Origin of the sequence: Lysinibacillus sp. NPDC086135, assembly GCF_044746345.1 — a bacterium.
In the GTDB taxonomy this organism is placed as follows: domain Bacteria; phylum Bacillota; class Bacilli; order Bacillales_A; family Planococcaceae; genus Lysinibacillus.
Genome location: NZ_JBIVCA010000019.1, coordinates 27,579 through 53,260, shown reverse-complemented (window position 1 = coordinate 53,260; position 25,682 = coordinate 27,579). Strand labels below are relative to the sequence as shown.

General features: G+C 37.5%; 27 protein-coding genes. 9 read left to right on the top strand and 18 right to left on the bottom strand.

Features of this window, described 5'->3' with window-relative positions:
- Positions 1-118: 118 nt before the first annotated feature.
- The gene (locus ACIPKN_RS21150) at positions 119-406 is read right to left on the bottom strand and encodes a DUF6509 family protein (RefSeq protein ID WP_387096702.1); all 288 of its coding nucleotides are present in this window, start codon (positions 404-406) and stop codon (positions 119-121) included.
- 170 nt (positions 407-576) lie between these two features.
- Between ACIPKN_RS21150 and ACIPKN_RS21145 the strand changes: the two genes are divergently transcribed.
- The 5 genes from ACIPKN_RS21145 to tatC all read left to right on the top strand — a co-directional run bounded on the left by ACIPKN_RS21145 (position 577) and on the right by tatC (position 5,900).
- Entirely contained in the window at positions 577-1,761 is a 1,185-nt protein-coding gene (locus ACIPKN_RS21145; RefSeq protein WP_400939799.1) for an alanyl-tRNA editing protein, read from the top strand.
- Between the two features lie 332 nt (positions 1,762-2,093).
- A complete protein-coding gene (locus ACIPKN_RS21140) occupies positions 2,094-2,840 on the top strand; it encodes a gluconate 2-dehydrogenase subunit 3 family protein (RefSeq protein ID WP_400939796.1) in 747 nt (248 codons plus the stop codon).
- A gap of 14 nt (positions 2,841-2,854) precedes the next feature.
- The gene (locus ACIPKN_RS21135) at positions 2,855-4,567 is read left to right on the top strand and encodes a GMC family oxidoreductase (protein ID WP_400939793.1); all 1,713 of its coding nucleotides are present in this window, start codon (positions 2,855-2,857) and stop codon (positions 4,565-4,567) included.
- A gap of 272 nt (positions 4,568-4,839) precedes the next feature.
- On the top strand, positions 4,840-5,043 hold the full coding sequence (gene tatA / locus ACIPKN_RS21130) for a twin-arginine translocase TatA/TatE family subunit (RefSeq protein ID WP_132363581.1): 204 nt from the start codon (positions 4,840-4,842) through the stop codon (positions 5,041-5,043).
- Between the two features lie 11 nt (positions 5,044-5,054).
- Entirely contained in the window at positions 5,055-5,900 is an 846-nt protein-coding gene (tatC, locus tag ACIPKN_RS21125) for a twin-arginine translocase subunit TatC (RefSeq protein WP_400939790.1), read from the top strand.
- Positions 5,901-5,914: 14 nt separating this feature from the next.
- Here tatC and ACIPKN_RS21120 read toward each other — a convergent pair whose 3' ends face one another.
- Complete coding sequence (locus ACIPKN_RS21120) at positions 5,915-6,730, bottom strand: metallophosphoesterase (protein ID WP_400939788.1); 816 nt, start codon at positions 6,728-6,730, stop codon at positions 5,915-5,917.
- A gap of 984 nt (positions 6,731-7,714) precedes the next feature.
- Here ACIPKN_RS21120 and ACIPKN_RS21115 point away from each other — a divergent pair.
- Positions 7,715-8,113, top strand: coding sequence for a hypothetical protein (locus ACIPKN_RS21115; RefSeq protein ID WP_400939786.1), 399 nt, complete (start codon positions 7,715-7,717; stop codon positions 8,111-8,113).
- 196 nt (positions 8,114-8,309) lie between these two features.
- Here ACIPKN_RS21115 and ACIPKN_RS21110 read toward each other — a convergent pair whose 3' ends face one another.
- The 10 genes from ACIPKN_RS21110 to ACIPKN_RS21065 form a co-directional block, all read right to left on the bottom strand.
- Positions 8,310-9,032, bottom strand: coding sequence for an amino acid ABC transporter ATP-binding protein (locus tag ACIPKN_RS21110; RefSeq protein ID WP_400939783.1), 723 nt, complete (start codon positions 9,030-9,032; stop codon positions 8,310-8,312).
- Complete coding sequence (locus ACIPKN_RS21105) at positions 9,025-9,684, bottom strand: amino acid ABC transporter permease (protein WP_132363591.1); 660 nt, start codon at positions 9,682-9,684, stop codon at positions 9,025-9,027. Before ACIPKN_RS21105 ends, ACIPKN_RS21110 begins: the two co-directional genes overlap by 8 nt.
- An 84-nt stretch (positions 9,685-9,768) precedes the next feature.
- Positions 9,769-10,566 (bottom strand): transporter substrate-binding domain-containing protein, encoded by a 798-nt coding sequence (locus tag ACIPKN_RS21100; protein WP_400939780.1) that lies wholly within the window; start codon positions 10,564-10,566, stop codon positions 9,769-9,771.
- Positions 10,567-10,867: 301 nt separating this feature from the next.
- Positions 10,868-11,227 carry a Na+/H+ antiporter subunit G gene (locus ACIPKN_RS21095; RefSeq protein WP_142509619.1) on the bottom strand — a complete coding sequence of 120 codons (360 nt, stop codon included), beginning with the start codon at positions 11,225-11,227 and terminating at the stop codon, positions 10,868-10,870.
- Positions 11,205-11,489 (bottom strand): Na(+)/H(+) antiporter subunit F1, encoded by a 285-nt coding sequence (locus tag ACIPKN_RS21090; protein ID WP_049663615.1) that lies wholly within the window; start codon positions 11,487-11,489, stop codon positions 11,205-11,207. Before ACIPKN_RS21090 ends, ACIPKN_RS21095 begins: the two co-directional genes overlap by 23 nt.
- Positions 11,489-11,971 (bottom strand): Na+/H+ antiporter subunit E, encoded by a 483-nt coding sequence (locus tag ACIPKN_RS21085; protein WP_142509620.1) that lies wholly within the window; start codon positions 11,969-11,971, stop codon positions 11,489-11,491. Before ACIPKN_RS21085 ends, ACIPKN_RS21090 begins: the two co-directional genes overlap by 1 nt.
- Positions 11,971-13,476 (bottom strand): Na+/H+ antiporter subunit D, encoded by a 1,506-nt coding sequence (locus ACIPKN_RS21080; protein ID WP_400939777.1) that lies wholly within the window; start codon positions 13,474-13,476, stop codon positions 11,971-11,973. Before ACIPKN_RS21080 ends, ACIPKN_RS21085 begins: the two co-directional genes overlap by 1 nt.
- Complete coding sequence (locus ACIPKN_RS21075; RefSeq protein ID WP_132363601.1) at positions 13,469-13,807, bottom strand: Na(+)/H(+) antiporter subunit C; 339 nt, start codon at positions 13,805-13,807, stop codon at positions 13,469-13,471. The genes ACIPKN_RS21080 and ACIPKN_RS21075 overlap by 8 nt, the downstream gene beginning before the upstream one ends.
- 3 nt (positions 13,808-13,810) lie before the next feature.
- Positions 13,811-14,233, bottom strand: a complete 423-nt coding sequence (locus ACIPKN_RS21070; protein WP_132363603.1) for a Na(+)/H(+) antiporter subunit B — start codon at positions 14,231-14,233, stop codon at positions 13,811-13,813.
- A complete protein-coding gene (locus ACIPKN_RS21065; RefSeq protein ID WP_400939775.1) occupies positions 14,220-16,634 on the bottom strand; it encodes a Na+/H+ antiporter subunit A in 2,415 nt (804 codons plus the stop codon). Before ACIPKN_RS21065 ends, ACIPKN_RS21070 begins: the two co-directional genes overlap by 14 nt.
- Positions 16,635-17,401: 767 nt before the next feature.
- Between ACIPKN_RS21065 and ACIPKN_RS21060 the strand changes: the two genes are divergently transcribed.
- Positions 17,402-18,088 (top strand): adenine nucleotide alpha hydrolase family protein, encoded by a 687-nt coding sequence (locus ACIPKN_RS21060; RefSeq protein WP_142509623.1) that lies wholly within the window; start codon positions 17,402-17,404, stop codon positions 18,086-18,088.
- Positions 18,089-18,125: 37 nt separating this feature from the next.
- Here the strand turns inward: ACIPKN_RS21060 and ACIPKN_RS21055 are convergent, their stop codons facing one another.
- Positions 18,126-19,331 (bottom strand): MFS transporter, encoded by a 1,206-nt coding sequence (locus ACIPKN_RS21055; protein ID WP_400939773.1) that lies wholly within the window; start codon positions 19,329-19,331, stop codon positions 18,126-18,128.
- Positions 19,332-19,448: 117 nt separating this feature from the next.
- On the opposite strand from ACIPKN_RS21055, the gene ACIPKN_RS21050 reads away from it, so the two are divergent.
- The gene (locus tag ACIPKN_RS21050) at positions 19,449-20,174 is read left to right on the top strand and encodes a DUF421 domain-containing protein (protein WP_370079579.1); all 726 of its coding nucleotides are present in this window, start codon (positions 19,449-19,451) and stop codon (positions 20,172-20,174) included.
- A gap of 18 nt (positions 20,175-20,192) precedes the next feature.
- On the opposite strand, the gene ACIPKN_RS21045 is transcribed toward ACIPKN_RS21050, so the two are convergent.
- The gene (locus ACIPKN_RS21045; protein WP_400939770.1) at positions 20,193-20,906 is read right to left on the bottom strand and encodes a CBS domain-containing protein; all 714 of its coding nucleotides are present in this window, start codon (positions 20,904-20,906) and stop codon (positions 20,193-20,195) included.
- Between the two features lie 329 nt (positions 20,907-21,235).
- Here ACIPKN_RS21045 and ACIPKN_RS21040 point away from each other — a divergent pair, with 329 nt between their 5' ends.
- The gene (locus ACIPKN_RS21040; protein ID WP_400939768.1) at positions 21,236-21,514 is read left to right on the top strand and encodes a hypothetical protein; all 279 of its coding nucleotides are present in this window, start codon (positions 21,236-21,238) and stop codon (positions 21,512-21,514) included.
- Between the two features lie 227 nt (positions 21,515-21,741).
- Here ACIPKN_RS21040 and ACIPKN_RS21035 read toward each other — a convergent pair whose 3' ends face one another.
- The 4 genes from ACIPKN_RS21035 to ACIPKN_RS21020 form a co-directional block, all read right to left on the bottom strand.
- Positions 21,742-22,524 carry an ABC transporter permease gene (locus ACIPKN_RS21035; RefSeq protein WP_400939766.1) on the bottom strand — a complete coding sequence of 261 codons (783 nt, stop codon included), beginning with the start codon at positions 22,522-22,524 and terminating at the stop codon, positions 21,742-21,744.
- The gene (locus ACIPKN_RS21030; RefSeq protein WP_400939763.1) at positions 22,521-23,414 is read right to left on the bottom strand and encodes an ABC transporter ATP-binding protein; all 894 of its coding nucleotides are present in this window, start codon (positions 23,412-23,414) and stop codon (positions 22,521-22,523) included. Before ACIPKN_RS21030 ends, ACIPKN_RS21035 begins: the two co-directional genes overlap by 4 nt.
- On the bottom strand, positions 23,411-23,614 hold the full coding sequence (locus ACIPKN_RS21025) for a PLD nuclease N-terminal domain-containing protein (RefSeq protein WP_142509628.1): 204 nt from the start codon (positions 23,612-23,614) through the stop codon (positions 23,411-23,413). Before ACIPKN_RS21025 ends, ACIPKN_RS21030 begins: the two co-directional genes overlap by 4 nt.
- Positions 23,615-23,863: 249 nt before the next feature.
- On the bottom strand, positions 23,864-25,549 hold the full coding sequence (locus tag ACIPKN_RS21020) for a hypothetical protein (RefSeq protein ID WP_400939761.1): 1,686 nt from the start codon (positions 25,547-25,549) through the stop codon (positions 23,864-23,866).
- Positions 25,550-25,682 lie beyond the last annotated feature (133 nt).

Here is a 25,682-nt window from a genome sequence, read left to right as displayed (position 1 = left end):
TCCCAGGAGACAAACAAGAGTACGCCAATGTAGCTCGTGCCTGCCCACTGAAAGAAAAGCGGAATTTTACCAAATAAGAATATTAATTTTTGTTTGGAAAGGCTTTTACGCGAGCATATTATGCTTTTGCAATTTCCTCTTTACAAAATGCTAAAATTTCCTCTAGCTCTTCATCCTCTAATGCAAAGTCTAAATATTCGCCTTCAGCTTTTTCGATGATAAAGTAATTTAAAATAAATGACTCTTCACCTTTTTCAGCAATTAGTACACGAATTTCAATTCCTGCTTCGTGATAAAGCTCATCTTCTTCATCAATATCTACATCTAAAATAAATTCGTAGCGCTTGCCTTCAATAATGTTTGTTGGATCTAAAATTTCTTCCATCGAGAATTGTGTAATTTCCATTGTACGATCTCCTTTAAGTTAACCTGTTCTTATATATATTAAATCAAATTCAGCATGGGTCAAATAGAAAACTCATATACACTAGAAAGTAATTATGCCACAATGAAATAAAACTAGTTGAGAGATATGATTCTCATATGAATACTCTACATAAAGGGGGAGGCTTTTTCTTGAAAGAACTACTATATTATCAAGATGTTATGCTGCATGAATTTAATGCAACAGTTGTCAATAAAGGAATCGATATAGATGGCCGTAACTACGTGGTGCTATCAAATACTGCTTTTTATCCAACAGGAGGCGGACAACCTCATGACACAGGTACTTTAAATGATATCGAGGTCATCGATGTTGAGAAAATTAATGATGAAATTCGTCATTATATTCAAGGTGACTCTTCAAATTTAGTTGGAGAGGTGCATGGTAAATTGAATTGGCAACGACGCTTTGATCATATGCAGCAACATGCAGGTCAGCATATTTTAACAGCGGCTTTTGTCGAGCTTTTTGATGCACCTACCGTTAGCTTCCACTTGGGCACTGAGCAGGTCACAATTGATATTGCAGTGGATACCCTAACGGAAGAGCAGCTTGTAGCAGCAGAAGCTCGTGCTAATGAAATTATTCTAGAGAATCTTCCGATTGAAACGAAATGGATTACAGAAAAAGAACTTGAGAACTATAGCCTTCGTAAAGAGATAGCCGTCACAGGAGATATTCGACTTGTTATTATTCCTGATGTTGATTTCAACGGTTGTGGCGGTACACATCCAACATCCACAGGACAAGTAAGTGCGATAAAAATCCTTGGCACTGAAAAAATGAAGGGTAATATTCGTGTCTCCTTTGTCTGTGGTCACAGGGTTTTAGCAGAGCTTGCCATGCGAAAGAAAGTACTAGCTGACGTTGCAAGACAATTAAGTGTACCTGAGGTTGAAGCAGCTTCAGCACTTACAAAAATCTTAACAACACAGAAGAATACAGAAAAAGCACTCGTGGCAGTAAAAGAGGAGCTACTAAATTATGAAGCAAAGGCGCTAGTTTCTAGTAAAGAACGTATTATTACTGCAGCCTTTACTCAGCGTACTATGCAAGAGCTGCAAAAATTAGCAAGAACTATTGTCGCTGAGCAGACTGAAGCGATCGTATTACTTATTTCAGAAAATGAAGACAAGCTCCAGTTTGTCGCAGCGCGTGGTGCAAAAGTTGAGAAAAGTATGAAGGACATTGCTGCAAAAGCATTGCCACTCGTTAATGGAAAAGGTGGCGGCAGTGAGCAGATGGTACAAGGCGGTGGCGAGCGTATTATTTCTACCGAGCAACTTTTTGAAGCTATGCAAGAAGTAGTTAAATAACAAATCTTTTCGATGATAGGAGCTCCCCATTACTGGGGTAGCTCCTTTACTCATTTAGCACCTCATCATTGCTGAACATTCTATTGCTGCTATCTCCCCCATCGATGATTATCCACAGACATTTGCTCAGCTGCAGTAGTCGATATCTTATTTTCCCACATATTATCCACATTCAACGCACAACTTATCCACAATCTATCCCGATTACATTAAATTGAATCCTCAGTTGGATTAAATTATAAATTTTACCAAGGATACCTGATTATAATTTACTTTTTTTGCTGATTATAAAAAATAGAATAGTTTCTTTACATTTTGAGGGGAGGATTTCTATGAGTTCAGAAAAAGATATTTCACGTCGTGATTTTTTAAAAACGACAGGGATTGCAGCAGGTACATTAGTCGGCGGTGGATTAATAGGAGGCCTTGTAGGCTATAACATGCCTGGTAAAGGAACTGCCACGCTAGAGCATGGTCAGCATGGAACTGCTACTGAAGAGACTGGCTCGCCAAAAGCTAAAATGTTTTTTATGAATCAAAGAGATTTCAATATTTTAGCAAATGCTACTGAACGTATTTTCCCTGAGGACGATTTAGGTCCAGGGGCAAAGGGCTTAGATGTGCCTTACTTTATCGACCATCAGCTAGCAGGCCAATATGGTAGTAATTCTAAAGAATACATGCATGGACCATTCGGTGAGGGTGCTCCAACACAAGGTTATCAGAGTCGTTTAACGCGTGCGGAAATTTTTAAGCAAGGTGTCCAAAGGTTAGAGTCGGAAGCACAGAATCGCTATAAAAAGAGCTTCAATGATATAGATACTAAGCAAATGGATGAAATTTTAACTGCCTTCCAGAAAGGCGACGTACAAATGAGTGGCGTCACATCTGCTTTCTTCTTTACTTTATTACGTGCGGCAACATTAGAAGGTGCTTACTCTGACCCAATATATGGCGGTAATCGCAATATGGATGGCTGGCGTATGAAAGGCTTTCCCGGTCATCAAATGGCGTATATTACGCAAATCGAAGAACCGAAATTCCAAAAAATTGAGCCTAATTCATTAGGTAGCCACTAATAGGGGGTTAGTAAATGGCAAAAACATTACCAGGTGTAGACGTTGTAACAGTCGGGGTAGGTTGGACCGGCGGCATTATCGCTGCAGAGTGCTCGAAGGCTGGCTTAAAGGTCGTTGGCTTAGAGCGTGGACAAAAGCGCGGCACAGAAGATTATTTGACAATCCACGATGAGTATCGTTATGCAATTCGTTATGATTTAATGCAAAATCTCTCAAAGGAAACGATCAGCTTCCGTAATAATCGGAATATGAAGGCATTGCCTATGCGTCAGCTCGGTTCCTTTTTACTTGGTGAAGGGCTTGGCGGCTCTGGTACACATTGGAACGGTATGTCGTATCGCTTCTTACCATATGATTTTCAAATTAAAACAATGACAGACAAACGTTATGGTGCGAATAAGCTTGGACCTGATTATTTATTACAGGATTGGGCATTAACATACGATGAACTTGAGCCCTATTTCGACAAATTCGAAAAAACGTCCGGTATTTCCGGTGATGATAAAAATCCATTTAGCGGAAAACGTTCAAATCCTTATCCGACGGGGCCAATGAAAATGACACCGATGCTTACGCAATTTGAAACAGCTGCAAAAAAATTAAAACTATCGCCTTACATGGTACCTTCTGCAAATTTATCAGAAGTTTATAAGAACCCGGACGGTGAAACGATTAATGCTTGTCAATACTGCGGCTTCTGTGAACGCTTTGGTTGTGAATATGGCGCCAAATCATCTGCGGAGGTTACTGTTGTTCCTACTGCATTAAAAACAGGTAACTTTGACTTACGCTATAATTCCAATGTTGTTGAAATCTTAAAGAAAGGCAATAAAGTAACTGGTGTCCGATACATCGATACGATATCTGGTGAAGAATTTATTCAACCAGCAAACACTGTTGTACTTACTAGTTATGTCTTTAATAATGCCAAGTTATTGATGGTCTCTAACATTGGGGAACGATATGATCCAGCTACTGGAAAAGGGACACTTGGAAGAAACTATTGCTATCAAATACTCCCTGGAGCTGCAGGGTATTTCGATGAGCAGTTTAACACATTTATGGGTGCAGGTGCCCTTGGTATGAGTATAGATGACTATAATGGTGATAATTTCGATCATAGTGATTTAGATTTTATTCACGGTGGAAATATAGCTCTAACACAAACAGGTGCGCGTCCTATCGGCTCGAACCCAACACCTCCTGATACGCCAACATGGGGATCAGAATTTAAAAAACAATCTATTCATTACTATACACGCTCATTCGGGATTGGTGCACAGGGTGCTTCAATGCCACATAAAGAAAATTATTTATCTCTTGATTCTACGTATAAGGATGCTTACGGCTTACCTCTTGTACAGTTAACTTACAATTTTACGGATCAGGATCGCGCACTTCATAAATATATTTCAGCACGTGCAGCTGACATTATGAAAGAAATGGGCGCTAAAATTGTTGTCCCAAATGCTGAAATCACTGATTACAATATTGTACCGTATCAAACAACCCACAATACAGGCGGAACAGTTATGAGCTTAAAGCCAGAGGATGGCGTTGTGAATAACTACTTGCAACATTGGAATGCAGAAAATCTTTTTGCTGTGAGTGCCGGAAACTTTGCACACAATAGTGGCTATAACCCAACAGGTACTTTAGGGGCACTAGCCTACCGCTGTGCAGAGGGTATTGTGAAATATAGCAAATCAGGTGGTTCCTTAGTATAACTTCTTTTTAGCGGGTGTTTGGACACCCGCTAAAATAGAGGAACTCAGTCTAAGAACGCCACGTCCTTTGGCAACGACTAAGTGACCAACATCATGCTGCTGACGCTGCGTTGGCACTACGCTTTCGCGCAAAAGACATCTGTTGGCCCAAAGCCTCCGGCGAATGTCACCGAATCGGCAAGGAGCTCTTGGTGCTTGCACAAGGTCGATTCCAGACGCAATTATGCCGAGGCATGATTGCTATACTAATTTTATAAAAAGGAGGTAAGACTATGGGAGGTCTCGGAGCAATTGGTGTACCTGGGTTAATCATCATTTTAGTCATTGTTTTAATCGTGTTTGGTCCAAAGAAATTGCCGGAAATCGGCGGTGCAGTCGGTAAAACATTTGCGGAGTTCAAAAAGTCCACGAAGGGGCTTATCGATGATGAGGATGATTCAGTGAAAAAAGAAGAAAAAAAATCTGACGCTTCGTAGGAGGTTGTCCTATGGATCCATATGAAGAAGGAAAAAGAAAATATTTAAGTCCACTTGATAAGAAAGAAGCTGAGCCTCTCGCACCTGTGGAGGCTTTTGTTGAAGTTCCAGTTGAGACAATTGAACCGGATACGAAAGCCGATGGGCCACTTTTTCCAATAGCCTCATTGCTTGAACATCTTACGGAACTGCGAAAACAAATTATTAAAGGGCTTATCGTATTTATTTTATTTTTTATTATCACATTCTCTACTATTAATATTTGGTTTCCTTATGTAACCCGAGGGCATTCACTAATTATTTTAGGGCCGTTAGAGGTTGTCAAATTTTATATGACGATTTCTACAACACTAGCATTTGGGCTATCAATGCCATTTTTAGTTCATTTTTTGTGGAGTTTCGTAAAGCCAGGTTTAAAAGAAGAAGAAAGCCGTTTCCTCGGTCTTTATGCACCTGTCATGCTTTTCCTCTTTTTATTAGGCGTAGCTTTCGGTTACTTTATTGTGAATCCACTTAGCTATTCATTTTTAGTAAATGTAGGAGCAGCTAATTTTGATGTGATGGTATCCGCAAATGAATACATGCATTTTTTAGTGATGACAACTGTACCACTCGGACTACTCTTTGAATTACCAATTGTAGCCCTCTTTTTATCGTCCATTGGTGTACTAACGGCTGAATCCATGAAAAAAATACGGGGCTGGTCTTATATCGGGATGGGCGTTGGTTCTGCTGTAATTACGCCACCCGATTTTATTAGTCAGCTACTCGTCTTAATTCCGATGATTATTTTATATGAAATAAGTATCTACCTTGTTAAACGTGTAGAGCGTAAACAAATAGAAAGCACTGCGTAGCAAAGACGCAGTGCTTATTTTTTCTTTAATTCCATGACAACAATCTCTGGTGGATTAAAAATCCGCATAGGTACTGTACTATTGCCTAATCCTCTACTAACGGCCATCGTTGTTGTTCCTTCTTTAGAAAGACCAGCCGTATATTTCGGGAATATTCCCTGTCCTCGTGCGAAAAGACCGCCAATACCAGGGATTCGAACTTGTCCACCATGCGCATGTCCTGCAAATACTAAATCAATTCCAAACTCCACATACGTATTAAACACTTCTGGTCGATGTGCTAGTAATATCGTTAATATATTTGGTGGAACATTTTTTGTTGCTATCTCTAGCATTTCTTTCGTTGTTCTACCTGATAACGGATCTTCTATGCCAACAATCGCCAAGCGCTCCCCGTCGCGCTCAATGAAGGTCGATTCATTGGACAACACATGTACACCTAACAATGATAGCTCCTCATAAATTTCATTCACTTTATTCGTCGCTACTTCATGGTTTCCTAGTACATAATAGACATCCGCTAATTTAACTAATCCTCTAGCAGCTTGCAAGCTTCGCTCCAAATTATAACGATTACTATCAACTAAATCACCTGTAATAAAAATCAGGTCAGGATTTGTTGCTTTCACCTTTGCTACGAGCTTCTCTTGCTGTTCGCCAAAGAGAGCATCCTGTAAATCTGATATTTGTGTAATGCGTAGCCCATCGAAGCTGGCAGGCACTTTTTCTGACTCGAATTCATACTTGCTTACAACCAGCCAGTGATTGTTTACGTACAAAAAAATGACTATAAAAACAAGAAAAGAAGCTACATATAATAATTTTTTCAATCGCAATCGCTCACCCTAGGCTACTTTTTCATCAGATCAATTTCGCCTTGGCGTAATTGCCGCTGACGCTTTGCTTTCGCGCAGATAAACAATGCGTCCGGATTTTCAATTGTGCCCGCACATTTCATTCCTTTAAAAATCCGTGACATCCACCGGAGGCTTTGGCCAACATGATGTTGGTCACTCAGTCGTGTGCTGTTGTTGTTGCTGTCGCTTCGCTTTCGCACAGATAAAACCGTGTTGCTGTCGCTTCGCTTTCGCACAGATAACTTGCCACAGGACGTGGCGTTCTTAGCTTGAGTTCCTCTATTTCAGTAGGTATTTGGATATCCACTGAAAAGGAACACATGCACATTTATCTCATCACCTTCAGAGGTGGGAGATTCTACTGAATGAAGATAAAAATCTGACCCCCCTATTATAAGCATAAAATAAAATAATTGTAAGCACATACACATAAAATCATTAGATTGCACAAAAGAGTAACCCAAAAGTGCTACATTTAAAGAGTTCCCTCTAAAGTATTACAAACAAAATACTGTAGATATGAAATTCTATGTTTGCAACATCTTCTAGAATGTTAAAATCAAACTTTATTAAAAATTATTGATCTTTTTATATAACTCGAGCTTCAGTTAAAAACAATAGATATTCATTACCTTCATTCATTTTTTCATACCCGTGAAAACTATAATTAGTGCATTCTTAAAGACCTCTGTTTGAACATCCTCTTCCTTAATTCCCTTAACAATAATAGGTGATACCTAAAAGTAGGGTCTATCCAATAAAATGCGTCTTTTGGATTACTAAATTTTTTGCTATTTAATTTGTAGGCTTGTCCTCAAGTACTTGGGAACAAAATAGTACTGTTAAAAAAATACAAACAAGGTTTTTCATTTCGTAAAATACTCCCATATTTTCTGAATATTCCAATACGCGCCGTGATAAAATGTATAAAAAAATTATAAATAGGTGGTGCTTTATTTGTTAAAAAATACAACTATAGTTTCTTTTACTTTAGTACTCCTCTTTTTTTGTATCGGATGTTCTAATAATGCCCAAAAAATTATATTGGATATAGCCGATGACAAAGGAAATTATAAAGAACGTATAGAAATCCTAAATAATGACCAAGTTTCAATCGTAAATAAAATTCTTAATAACGCTGAATGGGAAGAAGAAAATGAGGCATCATTTGGGTTATTAAAATATAGAATGTCTTTTGCTTTTATAGATTCCAATAAAGAGGTTAAGTCTTCTTACTATTTAATTTATATATGTTCTAATGAACAATTAATTTTGGTAGAGAATGACGCGAAGTTTACTAAATTATCAATAGAAGATTCGAAAAAATTATTTGATATACTACCTAGCGAAACTTGAAGAGGATAGCTAAGGCGACTACGCCAGCTAATATCCACACACCAGTCATACAATAAAAAGAATTACCCATTGATAAGCAAACAAAGCCGTGGAAAGTTATGGAGGTCCCGAAGAGATAAAATAAAATGAATACTAAAACAAAAACAAAAAGCGCATTTAGACACTCCTTTAATTTAGTCTAAATGCGTTTTATCCCTTATAATATTTTTTCTAAGAAATCCTTCGCACGCTGAGTAGATGGTGCTGCGAAAAACTGTTCTGGTGATGTATCCTCAATTAACTTTCCGCCATCAAGGAATAGTATACGGTCAGCCACTTCACGTGCAAAGCCCATCTCATGCGTTACGATTAACATCGTCATCCCTGTATCAGCAAGATTTTTCATAACCGCTAATACCTCTTTTACCATTTCAGGATCAAGAGCAGAAGTAGGCTCATCAAATAACATTACTTTTGGATCCATTGCAAGTGCTCGGGCAATGGCAACACGTTGCTTCTGACCTCCTGATAGACGGTTTGGATATTCATTGCGCTTTTCAAATAGGCCAACCTTCGTTAATAAATCTTCAGCCTTTTTAATCGCAACTGCCTTATCCATTCCCTTCACATTAATCGGTGCATATGTTAAATTTTCAAGTACCGTTTTATGAGGGAAAAGATGAAAATGCTGAAATACCATACCGACTTCTTCACGGATCTTCATAATGTTTGTCCCTTTGTCCGTTAGAACGTCACCAGCAATTGTAATCTTTCCGCTCGTTGGCTCTTCTAATAAATTTAAGCAGCGCAGGAATGTTGATTTACCAGATCCTGATGGTCCAATAATAGCAATTACTTCTTTTTCTTTAATTTCTGTTGAAATACCTTTTAGTACTTCATTTTTTCCATATAATTTGTGTAAATCTTCAATTTTAATCACTTTTTCTCATTCCTTTCTCGATTCGTTTGCCAAGGAACGTTAATACAAGTGTCATAATGTAGTAGATTACACCTGCAAATAGTAAAGGTTCTAGATAGCGATATGTTGCACCACCAACAATGTAAGCACGACGCATAATATCAAGTGCACTAATAACTGTGACCACAGCGGTTTCTTTATTTAATGTAATAAACTCATTCACTAAAGATGGCAAAATATTTTTTATTGCTTGTGGGATAATAATATCTTTCATCATTTTTGCATACGGAATACCAAGTGCTTGTGCCGCTTCCATCTGTCCTTTATCTACCGCATTAATACCAGCGCGAATGATTTCAGAAATATAAGCACCTGAGTTTAACCCAAATGCAATAATAGCCGTTGGAACCGGGTCAATTTGAATATCTAATAACTGTGGCACTGCATAGTAAATAATCATTAATTGTAATACGAGCGGTGTGCCACGGAAAATCGATGTATAAAAATCTGCAAACCAACGCAAAACATTCACTTTACCAATTTTACATAACGCGAGTAATATACCAATTATAAAACCGATGATTGAAGCACCGATTGCAATTTGAAGTGTAACACCTATCCCTTTTAATATGTAAGGAATAGAGGGAATGATAGCTGTAAAATCTAAATTCACAGTGCCCCCTCCTTTCTTATGTTCTTTTAAAGAAATGAAAGTATAAGCGATAGCTCGAAATAGAGCTATCGCAGTTCAACTTGCTTATTTAACTTTTAACCATTTTTCTTCTAGCTCTTTAATTTTGCCTTCAGCAGCTAATTCTTTTAATGCTTTGTTAATTTTATCTTTAAGATCGCTACCTTTTTGAACAGCGATTGCTTTGAAGTCTTCAGGTTGCTCTTTAACAAGGAACGCCTCAAGTTTATCATTCGTATCAAGATAACCTTTTGCTACACCACTTTCTACAATCCCAGCATCTAAACGTTTAGACATCATGTCTTGAATAATTTCAGGAATTCGTGTACGTCCTTCAACTGTTGCATCTACTTCTTTAGCAATTTTGTTGCCTAATTTTTCTTGGACAGAAGCGTTTTGAACACCGATTTTTTTACCAGCTAAATCAGCTTCTTTTTTAATTCCACTATCCTTTTTCACGATAAACACTTGCTCTGTTTGATTGTATTTCTCAGAGAAATCTACAACTTTTTCACGTTCTTTATCAGGAGACATACCAGAAATAACAACATCCACTTTACCTGCTTGTAGAGCTGGTACTAGACTATTGAAGTCAATATCTTGAACTTGCATTTCTGCACCAATCTTGTCACCAACTAATTTAATTAAATCAATATCAAAACCAATAATGTCTTCACCTTTTGCAGCGTCAACATACTCAAATGGTGCATAATCAGATGAAGTACCTACTTTTAATACTTGCTTTTCTTCTGTGCCTTCGCTTGCATTTGATTTTTTATCGCTTGCCTTATCATCTTTTGCGCCACATGCTGCTAATACACCAATTACTAGAACAAGCATTAGCATGAAAATTTTGTTTTTCATATTCATGATCCCCTTTTTTTTATATTTTATTGTTTATGAAACTCGTGTTCTTGAAAATGATGAATGGATATTTATTCACTCTAGAGAATAAATATCTATCTGCTAATAAGATATACTTTTTTGAAGTAATAATCAAGCTAATCTGAAAATATCCCAATAAAACATTATATACTTAATCTTCTGATAAATCAATCTACTCAGATTTATCTATAAGAAAAAAAGCTCATCACCCTAACGTATTAACAAATGCAGCAGTTATATTCAACAAAAGACCCCCAAAAATGGAGGTCCGCCACTTATTTTATTTTTCATCTGGAAATAGCTTTTCCTTCAACTCATCCTCCCCAGACCCTTCTGCTAAAGGTACACGAGAGCGATACGCTGCACGACATATTAAATGCCCTGCTACAGGAGCTGTTACGAAGACGAAGATAATTCCTAAAATTAAACGTACACTCACATATCCATCATGCACCCAAAAGTAAATAAATGCACCTAGTAGACATGTTAAGACCGACAATGTTGAACTTTTCGTTGCAGCATGTGAGCGTGTGTAAACGTCCGGCAAACGAATCATCCCTAATGCACTAATAACACTTACAATGGAGCCAATCAATATAAGGGTAACTGCCGCCCATTCAATCATTTGATTTACGTTCAACAATCACACCTCTTTCAATATATTTCGTAAACGCAATCGTACCGATAAAAGCTAAAATACCCAATATTAAAATTGCTTCTAAATACGCCTTTGTTTTCAATATAATTGAGACGATAGCGATTGCTGAAAGTAAATTAACACCTATTGTATCAAGTGCTATGGCACGGTCGGGCAACGAAGGACCTCGAATCACGCGAAACAGCGACAACGCAATCGATACACTGAATAGCGCAAGAGCCAATAGCAAAATTTTTTCAGTCATTAACGTGTCACCTCCATGATTGCTTGTTCAAATTTCCCTATAGAACGAATGACAGCTTCTTTTGATTGTTCAATATCCATTGCATGAATATAAAACATATCTCCCTCTTCACAAACTTCCATCACTACTGAGCCCGGAGTAAGAGTGAGCAACAACGCAAGTGCTGTTATTTCCCAATCTCCTTTAAGCACTGTTTTATACGTAAATATACCAGGCGTAATATTGAGTTTCGGCGTAGTAATTTGTCTTATTACACTATAACTCGATAATAGTAGCTCCCAATTAAAGAGCCATAATAATTTAATAATTGAAAATACACGTCGTAAATAAAATTGCGTGCCGTAAAAGCGATGCATAGCATATAAAATTCCTATTCCGACGATAAACCCCATTAAAAATGTCGAAAACTGCGGTATAACTTCATCCTGTAACAAGAGCCAAAGTGTTGCGATAAATAAATTTAAGATAAATTGCATCGCCATTATTTATTCACCTCACCTTGCCATGTCGTACCATCCAGGACTGCATCAATATAGATGGATGGTGTGTAGAGCGTTTTTGCTGCATCTGTTACATACGGAGCCATCCATTCAGCTCCAATTCCTAAGCCAATTGTACAAGCTGCCAATAATGTTAGTGGCAAGACCATGCGCTTTGGTAACGGCTTTTCATCCTCTAGACTAATAATGGTTTCTCCAAAGAATGAGGAGAGGAATATTCGTAATAGTGAATACAAAACAATTAAACTAGATAAAAATCCTAATCCTAGTAGAACAAAATTTCCGCCCTCAATAGCTCCTTGTCCAATTAAAACCTTCCCTAAAAAGCCACTTAATGGTGGTATTCCAGCAAGGGAACACATGACAATAAAGAATAGCCAACCAAAAAGAGGGTAATTTCGAATGAGCCCACTCATTTTATCAATAACCGTTTCGCCAGTAACGTACATCATCATTCCAACTGCTAAAAACAGCATGGCCTTAGCTACCATATCATGCATCAAATAATAGGTTACACCTTGTAAAGCTGACTCCGTACCGATCGCCAGACCAGCTACTATAAAGCCGACACCAATTAAGACATTATAAGAGGCAATTGTTCTTACATCTCGCCCTGCTAACGCTCCCATACATCCAGCAATAATCGTAACTCCCGCCATAATCCCTAGCACCATATGAGTCACTTCAGTATTCGTTGGGAAAAGTAATGTAAAGGTACGGACGAGTGCATAAATTCCAACCTTCGTTAATAATGCTGCAAAAAGTGCAGCTATAGCTGTTGGAGGTACACTGTATGAGCCCGGAAGCCAGAAAAATAATAGTAGGCCAGCTTTCAAGCTAAAAACAATTAAGAAAATAAGAGCCACAGTCGTTATTAGTGGGTTAGCTCCTGCCTCCATAACACGGACAGAAATATGTGCCATATTCAACGTTCCAACTGTTCCATATAAAAAAGCTAATGCCACTAGGAAAATCCAAGATGCAACAATATTAATTAGTACATATTTTAACGCCTCGCGCAGTTGAACTTTATCGCCACCTAAACTAATAAGTGCATAAGAAGCAAGTAACATAACCTCAAAGCACACAAACAAGTTAAAAATATCCCCTGTTAGAAACGAACCGTTAACTCCCGCTACCATAAGTAGGACAAAGGGGTAAAAATACATCTTTTCAAAGCTCTTACCGATTGAAAAAATGGCATACAACAAACAAATGGCTGCGACAATATTCGCTACTAATACAAGAAGCATTGCGAATGAATCTGCAACAAATAAAATGCCGAATGGTGGTGCCCAGCCACTAAAATCAATACGCATCACACCTTGTTCTTGAATCTCTAGCAATAAAATGACACTAATAAGAACAACAAAGCTTAATGTCAATAAACTAATTATGCGCTGCAAAAAAACATTTTTACGTAAAAACACAAGTAAAATCGCCGTAATAACCGGCACAATTAATGGTAAGACAATCATATTACTCATCCGGCGTACCTCTCAATTCATCAAAATTCGCCGAATCGTTCGTTTTATACGCTCGGTAACCAAGAACGAGTACGAACGCCGTTACTGCAAAGCTAATGACGATTGCAGTTAAAATTAATGCTTGCGGCAAAGCATCTGTATAAGGACCTTCTGATTCTTCTAAGAGTGGTACATCCCCCTTTTTCAGTCCACCCATCGTTAATATCAGTAAATGTGCCGCATGCGATAAGACTGCCGTTCCTAAAATCACACGTAATAACTGTTTCGAGAGGATTAAGTACGTCGCAACAGCTACTAATACACCAACTAACACTAGTATTAAAGACTCCATTGGCTACTCATCCTCACTTATACTTAAAATAATTGTGACTACAACACCTACTACCGTTAAAGCCACGCCAGCCTCGAAAATTGTTACAGTCGAAAAGCCCATTTTCCCAAATATCGGGACATTTATATAACTATGTGTCTGCGTTAAAAACGGGACATCGAAAAATAATGAGCCGATTGCTGTGCCTGTCGCAAGTAATACGCCAAGCGCCGCAACTTTTTTAAAATCCAATGGCATTCCTTTATGCACCGTTTCAATGTCATATGCTAAATACAACAGAACAATGCCAGAAGCTAGCACGAGACCACCTATAAAACCTCCACCAGGAGCATGATGCCCTGCAAAGAATAGATAAATACCAAGGGTTAAAATAATGAAGACGACCGTCTTTGTGATAGTACGTAAAATGACGTCATTGATTTTCATGATCCGTTTCCTCCTTTCGTGGCTTTAGCTTCGTTAATGTATACACTCCTAAGCCTGCAATCAGAAGAACGACCACTTCTAGCATCGTATCAAATGCACGGAAATCGCCTAATATTGTGTTGACAATATTTGAACCACCCGCTAGTTCGTAGGAATCGTTGAAGTAAGTAGCCACTGGCTTAAAGCGATCAAAATGGACAACCGCTAAGCCGATTAATGTAACTGTGGCGCCAACGAAAATGGATATAATCGCCTTAGACCATTGCTTTTTTTTCTGAGAAGCTTCAGGCATTAAATCGGGTAAATATTTAAAGCATAGAAGGAATAATGCAGTTGTTACAGATTCAACGACTAATTGGGTTAATGCTAAATCAGGGGCACGGAAAATAACAAAGAAAAATGCAATTGAATAGCCGAGTACGCCATTTAATAACATGGCTGTTACACGTCCCTTAGCGAAAATTATCCATACTGCGGCGAACATCATTACAAATACTAAAATGAGCTCATAAGACTCAATTGTGGAATCCTTCGCAAAATTAAATGCACTAGCATCCGACCAAATAAAATATCCTGCAATTAGCGCAATAAAAAATACATAGATATAGACAAAATAATGCGTTAAATTGCCTGTCATATAACGATTAGTAAGCTTCGCACAACTATTTTCACTAAACTCAATCATACGATTGTAATACGTATTAAACGTATATCTTTGCGGGAATATCCGATACAAAGGCTTCCAGGTTTTTAACGTTTTAAATAAGATGACCCCAATAATAATTACACCGAGAGTCATTAACAATTCTGCATTTATGCCATGCCAAGCATGAATATGTGGTGTTAATTCACTAGTTGATGGGAATGTTGGATAAATACTCGCCATAGCAGGCTCTAAAATATAATGCCCTAGCACGTTTGGGAAAAAGAAAATCCCAACTACAAAAAGGCACAGAATGATTGGCGAAAATAGCATACCTAACGGAGCTTCATGCGGTTTTTTATCCAACTTATCTAGCCGTAGTTTTCCGAAAAATGTTCGACAGATCAAAATCATACAGTAAACAAATGTAAAGATACTTGCCACCCATGCCACTATTGGAAAGAGTAGTCCCAAATCAGCAATTGAAAATGCCTCTACGTTGCGAATCGCTAGTACCGCTGCGAAAAACATTTCTTTACTTAAGAAGCCATTAAATGGAGGTAAGCCTGCCATAGAAAATCCACCAATGACTGCAATTGTGAAAGTTATCGGCATTATGGCCATTAGCCCTCCGAGACGGCGAATATCGCGTGTGCCTGCTTCATGATCGACAATACCAACCATCATGAATAGTGCACCTTTAAACGTGGAGTGATTAATAAGATGGAACAACGCTGCAAAGCTTGCCTGCGTATAAAGAATAGTATCTGTAGCATAACCGTAATAATGACCTACCGATCCTAGCCCAAATAAGCTCATAATCAATCCAAGTTGACTAATCGTTGAAAAGGCCAGTAACGCCTTTAAATCGGTCTGACGCACAGCATTAAATGAACCCCAGAACAACGTTAGAAGGCCAATCACACTTACTAGCCAGAACCAAACAGCCTCTCCTCCAAATACTGGCGAAAAACGTGCAACTAAATATATACCGGCTTTTACCATCGTTGCCGAGTGTAAATAAGCACTAACTGGTGTTGGCGCCTCCATCGCATCTGGTAACCAAATATGGAAAGGAAACTGTGCGGATTTTGTAAATGCACCGATTAGAATAAGGATTAACGCTGGGATAAACAGTGTATGATCTCGTATAACGCCTACATTGGCTACGATTTCGCGAATACTAAATGTACCCGAAGCTACATAGAGCATCAAAAAGCCTGCTAACATTGAAAGGCCACCAAAAACGGTAATTGTCATAGCTTTCCTTGCACCAGCACGAGATGCTTTTCGATGATGCCAAAATGCAATTAACAGGAAAGATGACACACTTGTTAACTCCCAAAATGTGTATAAGACCATTAAATTATCTGAAAAGACGACGCCAAGCATAGCGCCCATGAATAGTAATAAATAGCAGTAAAAATGGTGAAGAGATTCTTTCGTTGATAAATAAAAAATAGAATATAAAATGACTAAACTACCTACGCCCGTAATCAGTAAACCAAAAATCATACTGAGTCCGTCGAGATAAGTTGTGAAATTTATATTAAAAGAGGGGATCCACTCATATGTATGCATAAACGTTTTACCCTCGGCAATTTGAGGAATGTAGCGCGCGAGTAAAAGAAACAAGATGAATGGAACGGATAACACAAACCAGCCTAGATGTGCAACACGCCTTAGTCGCCTATAAAGTAGTGGAATAAGTGCAGCACAGACAATTGGTAAAAGAATCGCAAAGAGAACTGTAACCAAGTGAAAACCTCCTACTAACAATTTCGTTCAACAACTGTATGATATGGTGCGAAAAACTTTGTATATGAGAAAATAACCGATAATAAAGTATTCCCAAATCTACTGAAGTTACTACTGTTTTATACTTTGCTTCACGCACAAAAATTTATAACAATTGCTGGAGATCCTTAAAAAAACTCACTAAAAATGAATAAAGCTAACTAACATATTAGAAATTCTCTTGAAATTTGATTCATGTAATAAAGTGTGTACTCCTTGAATCGGTAAACAAATGGTAAAGATCTAGCTCATTCAACATAGCACATATTTTATACAGGGAGAAGCTCTGGTGATTACACTGCATCAAACAAGGGGAATCTTTCAGGCTATGAACTTTATCTACTGAGAAGCCTAAATACCAATAGCGTATTGCCTTAGAAAATGGCATGACTTTTTGAGAGATAATATATACACACTATCCATGTCACTATGGTGTACCAAGTCACTTGACTAACTAATTAACTAACTGCATAATAGTGTGGCATATAGAGGCAATTGGCTTAAATGCACGGAATGCATAATTCAAATAACTGTAAAGTATAGTGATAACCCTGTTTCCTCAAGGTTTTCCCAATATATTATCATTAACTTTTATACGTTTTTTAGTATACAATATAAATGAGCATAATGCACTGTATCAGTATCGATTTTTGCTGTTTTAGGCTATTTTTTTCAAAATCGACTGTAGAAATGACAAAATAACGACAAGATAAGAGGTGTTAATTTTTATGAAGCATGTAAAAGGGCGTTTAGATGAAAGTATATTAGTTTGTGTCTACTATGGGCTTAACGGTGAGCGATTAATACGACGTGGTCATAAAATGGCTACAATGTTAGATTGTCCGCTCTATATTCTTTCGGTCGATTCGCAACCCCTTGATGCATTTGATGCAGAGAAATCTAGCTACATTGAGCAATGGAAAAAGTTATCTGATGAGCTTGAAATTGAAAAGTTCATATTACAAGATAATGAGAAGCGCCCCATCCAAAAGGTTATTGCAGAAGTGGCAAAAAATTACGGAATTTCCCAAATTATAGTAGGCCAAAGTGCACAAAGTCGCTGGGAAGAGATTACAAAGGGTTCCTTCTTAAACGTCTTACTAAAAGAGGTTCCTTTCGTTGATTTTCACATTGTAGCTGTCCAACGTCCAACTGACGACGATGCGAACGATACATACGAAAAAGGTGTACGTGCTTATTTAATCCAAGAACACGAAGATTTTAAAGTAGCATTTACATGTCCTAAATATGTATCAATTGAAGGTATATTTTTCAAAGAGATTGGCACTGACTTTGATAATGGTATTTTTAAATTCACTTACAACGATAAAATGCATGAAGTTCACATATCAGAGGGCTATGTACTAGATATAGAAAAACTTCCAGCTGAATTTTTATCTCCATTACGCCAATAATAAAAACGCGTTTCTCAAACTTGAGAACGCGTTTATTTTACGCCGCCGAAGCTGGTTTATCCTTAGGTAAGAAAAATGCTACTAGTAACAATAAAGGTAGCAAAGATACAACCATCATCGTAAAATCAATACCCCTGTGATCCATTAATACACCAATTACCATCGCACCGATTGCGCCCATTCCGAAAGCAAAACCAGTTGTTAAACCAGCCATTGTACCAATTTTTGTTGGAACAAGCTCCTGTGCGTAGACAACTGTTACTGAGAAGCTAATCATAATGAGTGTACCGATAATCACTAAAAATATCATTGCTGCCCATAACGGTACATAAGGTAATGCCAAACAAAATGGCATCGGCACAACAACGGACAGTAAAATAACGTTTTTTCTACCAACTCGATCTGATAATGAACCTCCGAAAAATGTGCCAACGACGCCAAAGGCCATAAAGGTGAAAATTAATATTTGTCCAAGACGAAGACTAACATCATAATGATCCATTAAATAAAACACATAAAAACTTGTAATATTAGTTGTATAAAATGATCTCGCAAAAATAATCGTAAATAGTAACGTCAACGCAATGCCTACTTGTTTCTTTGTTAATGGGGGTAAGTTAGAAACTAATACTCGTTTTTTCTTTGCCATACGTTCTTGCTCCAACTGCTTTTTATACCACTTTGCAATTTTACTTAATAGTAGAATACCAATTGCTGCCACTACTAAGACAATTGCGGCACCACGTTGTCCAAAAACAGCAAAAATATAAGCACTAATTAGTGGTGCGAGTGCTTGCCCAGAGTTACCTCCAACTTGATAAATCGATTGAGCAAGTCCTCTTTTTGAGCCTGCTGCCATAAATGAAACACGTGAACCCTCAGGATGGAAAATAGCTGAGCCAAACCCTAAAAATAATACTGCAATAATAATTATCCAATATTGTGATGTGAACGCTATAATAGCAATGCCTATGAATGAGCTTGCCATACCAATCGGTAGTGCGTAAGGCATCGGCTTTTTATCGCTAGCAAAACCAACAATTGGCTGTAAAGCAGAAGCAAACATATTTAATGCGAACGAAATAAGACCTATTTGTGTGAAAGTTAGCCCTAAATCACTCTTCAATATCGGGAACATCGCTGGAATAACTGCTTGCATCGTATCATTGATAAGATGGGCAAGAGCTATTGCAATCATAATTGGATAGACTGGATTATTTAAATTTTCTATTTTCTTATTCATGTCGCCACCTACTTCCAATTTTATTCAATCTCCATTTATAAGAGATCGTCGCATACTATTAACCTTTTTGCACAAGCTATTCATTGAAATAGCAGTTTTAAGGGAGTTGATTTATGTATGAATATAGACGAATTTTTTAAAGCTGATTTTTGGGAAATGATACTTAGGTCCACACTTTCCTTCTTTGCGTTACTCATCGTAACCCGACTACTAGGAAAAAAACAGCTTGGACAGCTTACATTCTTCCACTATACAACAGGTATCACATTCGGTTCCATTGCATCAGAAATAGCAGCACAGGCTGAGACACCCTTTTTAGATGGACTCATTGCCCTCATTTGGTGGAGCGTTTTAACATATTTAATGACCATCATTACCATTAAATCTAAAAAAGCTCGTGTAATTGTTGATGACAAGCCAACAATCCTTATTCAAAATGGAATTATTTTAGAGTCTGCCTTAAAGAAAAATCGTTTGCATATGGATGAATTAGCGATGATGCTAAGGGAACAAGCCGTATTCTCTGTACAAGATGTACAATATGCGTTACTTGAAACTACGGGTAAACTAAGTGTGCTACCAAGGCCTGCTGAACAACCAGCTACAAAACAAGATGTAAAGGCCGATGTCACACCACCAACCTATATACCAACAGAAGTAGCTTCAGATGGGAAAGTTATTTATGAAAACTTAGTTGAACTCCAATTAACTGAAGATTGGCTTATGAAAAAGCTGAAAAAGCAAAACGTCCAATCCGTAGAAGATGTTTATTTTGCTCAAGTTCAAGGAAACGGCTCCTTATATGTAAGCTTAAAGGATAAAGCAAGACGATCAAGCTCTTAACAGCTTGTCTCGTCTTGCTTAATCTATTTTTACAATATCTAATGGTGTAACAATGCCGATTAATTTTTGATGTGGTTTGCCATGCTCCGTTATTAATAAAGCTTCAAAGCGACGTCCCCGCTCCACACCTTGTTTAAAAATATCTTCGGCCTCGTAAATGGTTATGTATCTACTCACAAATTTATAATTCACCCTATTTTTTTCATGCATCAAAATATCATGTAAAGACGGAATCTTCTTAGGTATTTGATCGCCTCCCATCATCGTAGCTAGCCAATTTGTAATTCCTACTGTCGTCACAAGCCCTTTAAATTGATCTTTATGATATACGGGAAACTGTGTAAATTTACGATGACGTATAACTTTTAAGACATGTTTTAATGAATCTCTTTCCTGAAAAACTAATACTTTTTTATGAAACATTTGGCCAACAAGTGTTGGCTTAGCAAGTGTTGCATCTATATATTCAATTCTTTCCACAACATCTATATGTGGTTCAGCGATGACATACTCTAATGATATGCGATGATGAACAATTGCATTTCGTAAATCTGCATACGAGCGTAAATCGTCTTCGTATTTACGAACTAGTACTTCCTTCTTCTTCGCTTGATCGATAAGACGATAAAAGGGCATAAAGTCCTTTGCGCCAACAATATCTCTTAACCTATGATCTATCCGATTAAACGCTGTAAGAAAGCGATCGGAATTTTCTGTAGCCAATTTTTCCACATCCTCCTACTTATATTTTCATATTTTCCGAGTTATTTGACAAATTCTGTTTCATAGCTCCATTATATTCCTAAGTTATGGATATTCCAAGATAAGTGATTACATCATATAGCCTTGTAGCCGACAAATGTATTTTATTTAAGCTACTTTTTGGCAGTGTCTAAACACCCGCTAAAAGAAGATAAAGTTGAAGGAATTGAGAAGAAATTATAATGCAGATCAAATTCAGTGCAACGCATTATTAAACGAATGATGGAAAAAGTAGAGGAAGAATACAAAGGTGATGATTCCTTTTTTAGAAATATGCAGGAAATAAAGACGGCATTTTTTTGATGCTTGGCTTAGATGTTATTTTTGATCCAATTGCAAATGCATTAAATAATCACTCTGCTAGATTAGTAATGACAATTGTGAGGGCGATATTATTTGTCGGAAGTTGGCTAGTACCAAAGAAAAAAACATCGGGATCTCTTAAGCCGAAATCGTTTAGTATAGGAGCAATGATTGCTTTAGGATTTACGACTTCTCTTTTAGAAGTGGCAACAGCTTTACCCTATTTCGCAGCAATAGGTATTTTAACGAGCAATCATTTAGCCTTTTACGAATAGTTGCCCATCATAGCCGGATATAACCTAATAATGATACGCAAGCCTACCTGTTACTCGGCTTACACATACTGTTCAAACGCTCGTTCTTATTTTGCTGATGCATGGTCGTATGATTTAAAAAATAATATAGTAAAAATCCGCTATAGTTTTTCATCGATAGCGCCGCTGGTTTTAGTGCTCGTGCCCTATCTTAAAAGTTTACGCGGATTTTCACCTCAATACTTCCTTTAAATTTTCGTCATCGATGCGTTTTTCTTCATTGTCCAAATTCCTATACTCATACAGATTATGGTGATAACTAATGTAATAGATAGGCTCCACCAATAATCCGACATCTCCATCGTGCCCCTCATTAATTGAACACCATATACCGGTAATTTCCAAGGTGATATTGTCCAAAATGCCCCAACTAAAGCATCCAATATTTGCCCAATAAATATGACAGCAAATGCACATGCTGTTGCAACCACTGTTTTAAAAGTTGCACTCATCATTAATGTCAAAGCTATCACAAAGAGCAGCCAAGAAAAATACGTAAAAAGGCTTGCCATAAGTGTCCCTATCTCAAATGTCCCATAAAGTACAACCGTATAGTATACGCTCGCGGTAAAACCAGCTAAAATACTAACAAGGCCAACAGTACTCATGACGATAAATTTACTCATAAAATAAGCGCCGAACGATATTGGACGGACATACAATAAAGTAGCCATTCCACTTGCTCTTTCTTTACTTATGGCTCCTACGAAAGTAGCCATTAATACGAGTAAACCTATCGTTTGAAACTGTCCAATGGAAGCTTGTAATAGGTCCACTGGCATTAATTCTGGCATCAACATTTCAAAGCCTTCTGGTACGTTACCAACAGCATTTAAAATATCCATCATATAATAGTTCGTCAGTGGATCGCTCATCCCGAGCAAAGCAAATACAAGAGGTATCCATAAAAACTTCCAGCTTCGCCAAGCTTCTCTGAATTCCTTTTGAAGAAGTACAGTAAATCCTCTCATATCTTTCTCGCCACCTTCATGAAAATCTCTTCAAGCGATGCTGTTTGACGCTCCACTTTTCGTATTTTATAAGGACAACTACTCAAATGTTGAAGCAGCCCCTGCATACTTGGTTGTTCATCAATAATTTCTATATATACATGACTGCCCTTAGCTTTTCCTATAAGTTCAGATTGACTGGCAAAAAGTTGTGCTTCTTTTTCGGTGCTAAATTCTACAACATAATTTGATTCTTCGAAACGTTGTCGAACTTCACGTAATGTCCCCTGCTCTACTAGCTTTCCATCACGTAAAAACAGTAATTGATCTGTCATCTCTTCAGCATCATTTAAAATATGTGTCGAATATAAAATCGTTGTTTCTTGCTGTAAGCCCTTCAATAAATCAAGAACTTCCCTACGACCTACTGGATCCAATGCAGACACAGGTTCATCTAATAACAGTAATTTAGGCGTATGAACAATCGCCTGGGAAATGCCAAGCCGTTGCTTCATGCCACCAGAAAACGTAGAAATTTTCTTATTTAAATCATTACCAAGACCTACAAACTCAAGTGTTTTTTGGGCTTCTGCTTGTGCTTTTTTTGCGGGCACACCATTTAGCTTTGCTGCCATTTCAGTAAACTCTAACGCACTTAACCAAGGATGGAATTGCGGATATTGTGGCAAGAAGCCAATATTAGCTCTTAAATCACCATCTAGCATTTTTACACTTCCAGAGGTTGGTTTTAATAAACCTGTTAGCATCGATAATGTCGTTGTTTTGCCAGCGCCATTAGGTCCAATTAAAGCTGTTGATGTATTTTTTTCTAAAGAGAACTCAATCCCATCCACAACTACTTTTTCTGCAAATTGCTTTGTAAGTCCTGTTACCTGAAGTAATATCGTCATGATTGTTTTCTCCCAACTATAAAGTACGCAATCGATCCAATAATATTTGTAAAAATAATAAGAAACGCCCATAAAACTTTAGGCCCATTTGTTGCATGGACTTTACGTAAATCAACTAAAGCTACAATCATTAAAATAAATTGAACCACTATTAGTGGTGCTATGACTGCCCACGGAACTTTCGCTAATTCCTCCATCATATAGATTCACCTCATCTTTGTTATATTATCACTATAACAAAATCTGTTCTAATATGTATAGCACAAATTTATGTATCTGCTGTTAAAAATAATCCGGCTAAGCACTTTCTCGGGACGTCCAATGAGTCGCATCGCTTGTGCTACAAGATCTCATCCGTGACGCTGATCCCCAAGGAGTCACTTAGCCTTCACTCTGATCAATTTAACAAATATCATCTATATGTTTCTTCCACCTAAATCGGGTATGCATTAATTTGAAGCAAAACCGTTAGAACCATCGACTGCTAACGCCATAGCTAAAGCGTAGAATGTGCGACGTGCTCCAGCACAGTTTGGAGATTCTTTATCAGTAGTAGTTAGGTCTGTAGCCGAGCTAACAGTCCCATCTGTATTTGAAGCATCGGCTAATATATCTAAGCGAGCTAAATCCCAAAGACCTGAACGACCGTGTGATGGGAAGGCATTTTGACCATGTAATGCTCGACCAACTTCAAGTTGGAGTTTAATTGCTTCCCCGATTTTATTATTAATACTTGTAAATCCTTGACCTGCGAATCCAGGATAAACATTGAACAATCCGACCATGGCTTGATTGATCCCCTCGCCCTTATTAGGTATTTGCCATGGATTTTTAATCAACTCGGATGAACCTAACATTGCGTTTTCTGGAATGTACATACCCCAATATTTAGCTTGGCTAAGCGAATTATTCATTAAAGTGTTTTTGATAATTGAATAGTTTGTAAATATATCTTGGTAGGTATTAATCATCTGAACTACCATAATTCCAGAATCTGAATCAGAATTTGGAACAAGATTGTACCATGATGAAACTGTTGGATTTTCAATCAAGCTTGCAAAGATTTGTAAGAATGTTATTGCAAATGTATTATATGCCGGAGAATCAAATCGAGATCGCAGCATATTATTCGTTAAGTTTACTTCGGAATATCCATGAACCGGAAGAACTCTTTTAGCAGTTAATGCATCGTTAAATGGCTCTTGTTGGAAACACCCTTTAGCATCATTAGCAACTAACGTATTTGAACCCCAATGAGTATAGCTAAGAACATCTCTGATTGCATTTTTTAAGTTATATGCAGGATTTAATGAAGCTCCAGTCTTATTCACTTTTACATCATAAACATGTGCCGCCATCCATAATGCAATTGTATTTAGCGATTCGTTAAGAATAAATCGCTCGTTTTTAGTGTTGAAATAGGAATGGTGATCTATATAATCTCTATCACTTGTTCCTGGTTGAATACCAGCAAAAGAAACTTGTCCTGAGCTATCAAGAACTGTTGGCATCTCTAAGTATTTTTTTTGAGGATCTGTGGATAAATCTGCGGTAGTTATCCAGTATCCTATTTGACCCGAATAGGGTCCAGTAGCAAAACGGTACGCTTTTTCTGAGTCATTATATGTCCAAGCAGACGGAGTCCGATGATACATTAACGCATAGTTTTCTTTATAACTTAATACTTCATTAGCAAAATAGTCTCGGTATCGCACTAACAACTCATCTACATTAGAAAGTGATACATCGCTTTGAGATTCATCCAACTTCTTAAGCATCGCTACACCAAGATAAATAAAGCCTGCTAATGGATTGATTGACGGGAAATTATATGTTCTTTTCAAAAGTTTAGGAATAACAGCATTAACCATTTCTTTGTAAACTGCATCACGCTCTCCAACCAATGCCTTTTGTTGAGCGAACTGGGCACAGAACATCATTAATTGCCCAACACCTTGTTGATATGTGGAAGCATCACTTGTACCATTTAATAAATGATTCTGGAAAAATTTCCGCACTCGTGGATATCGACCTTTATCCTTCTTATAGGGATGGTTTACAGATACCTGCTCGTTAGACAATAGAAAAGCTTCAGTAAAGGCTTGAGCCTCTTGTAAGGGTGTAAATGTAGTCAATTGATTCACTCCTAAATTTGTATTTTTAACTTACAAACATAAAAGTGAATTATATTTTCAAAAATAAACCAATTTATTAATTTTGATCACCATAGTATGGGGTTATACATCCACCCTGCAAAGAACAAAAATG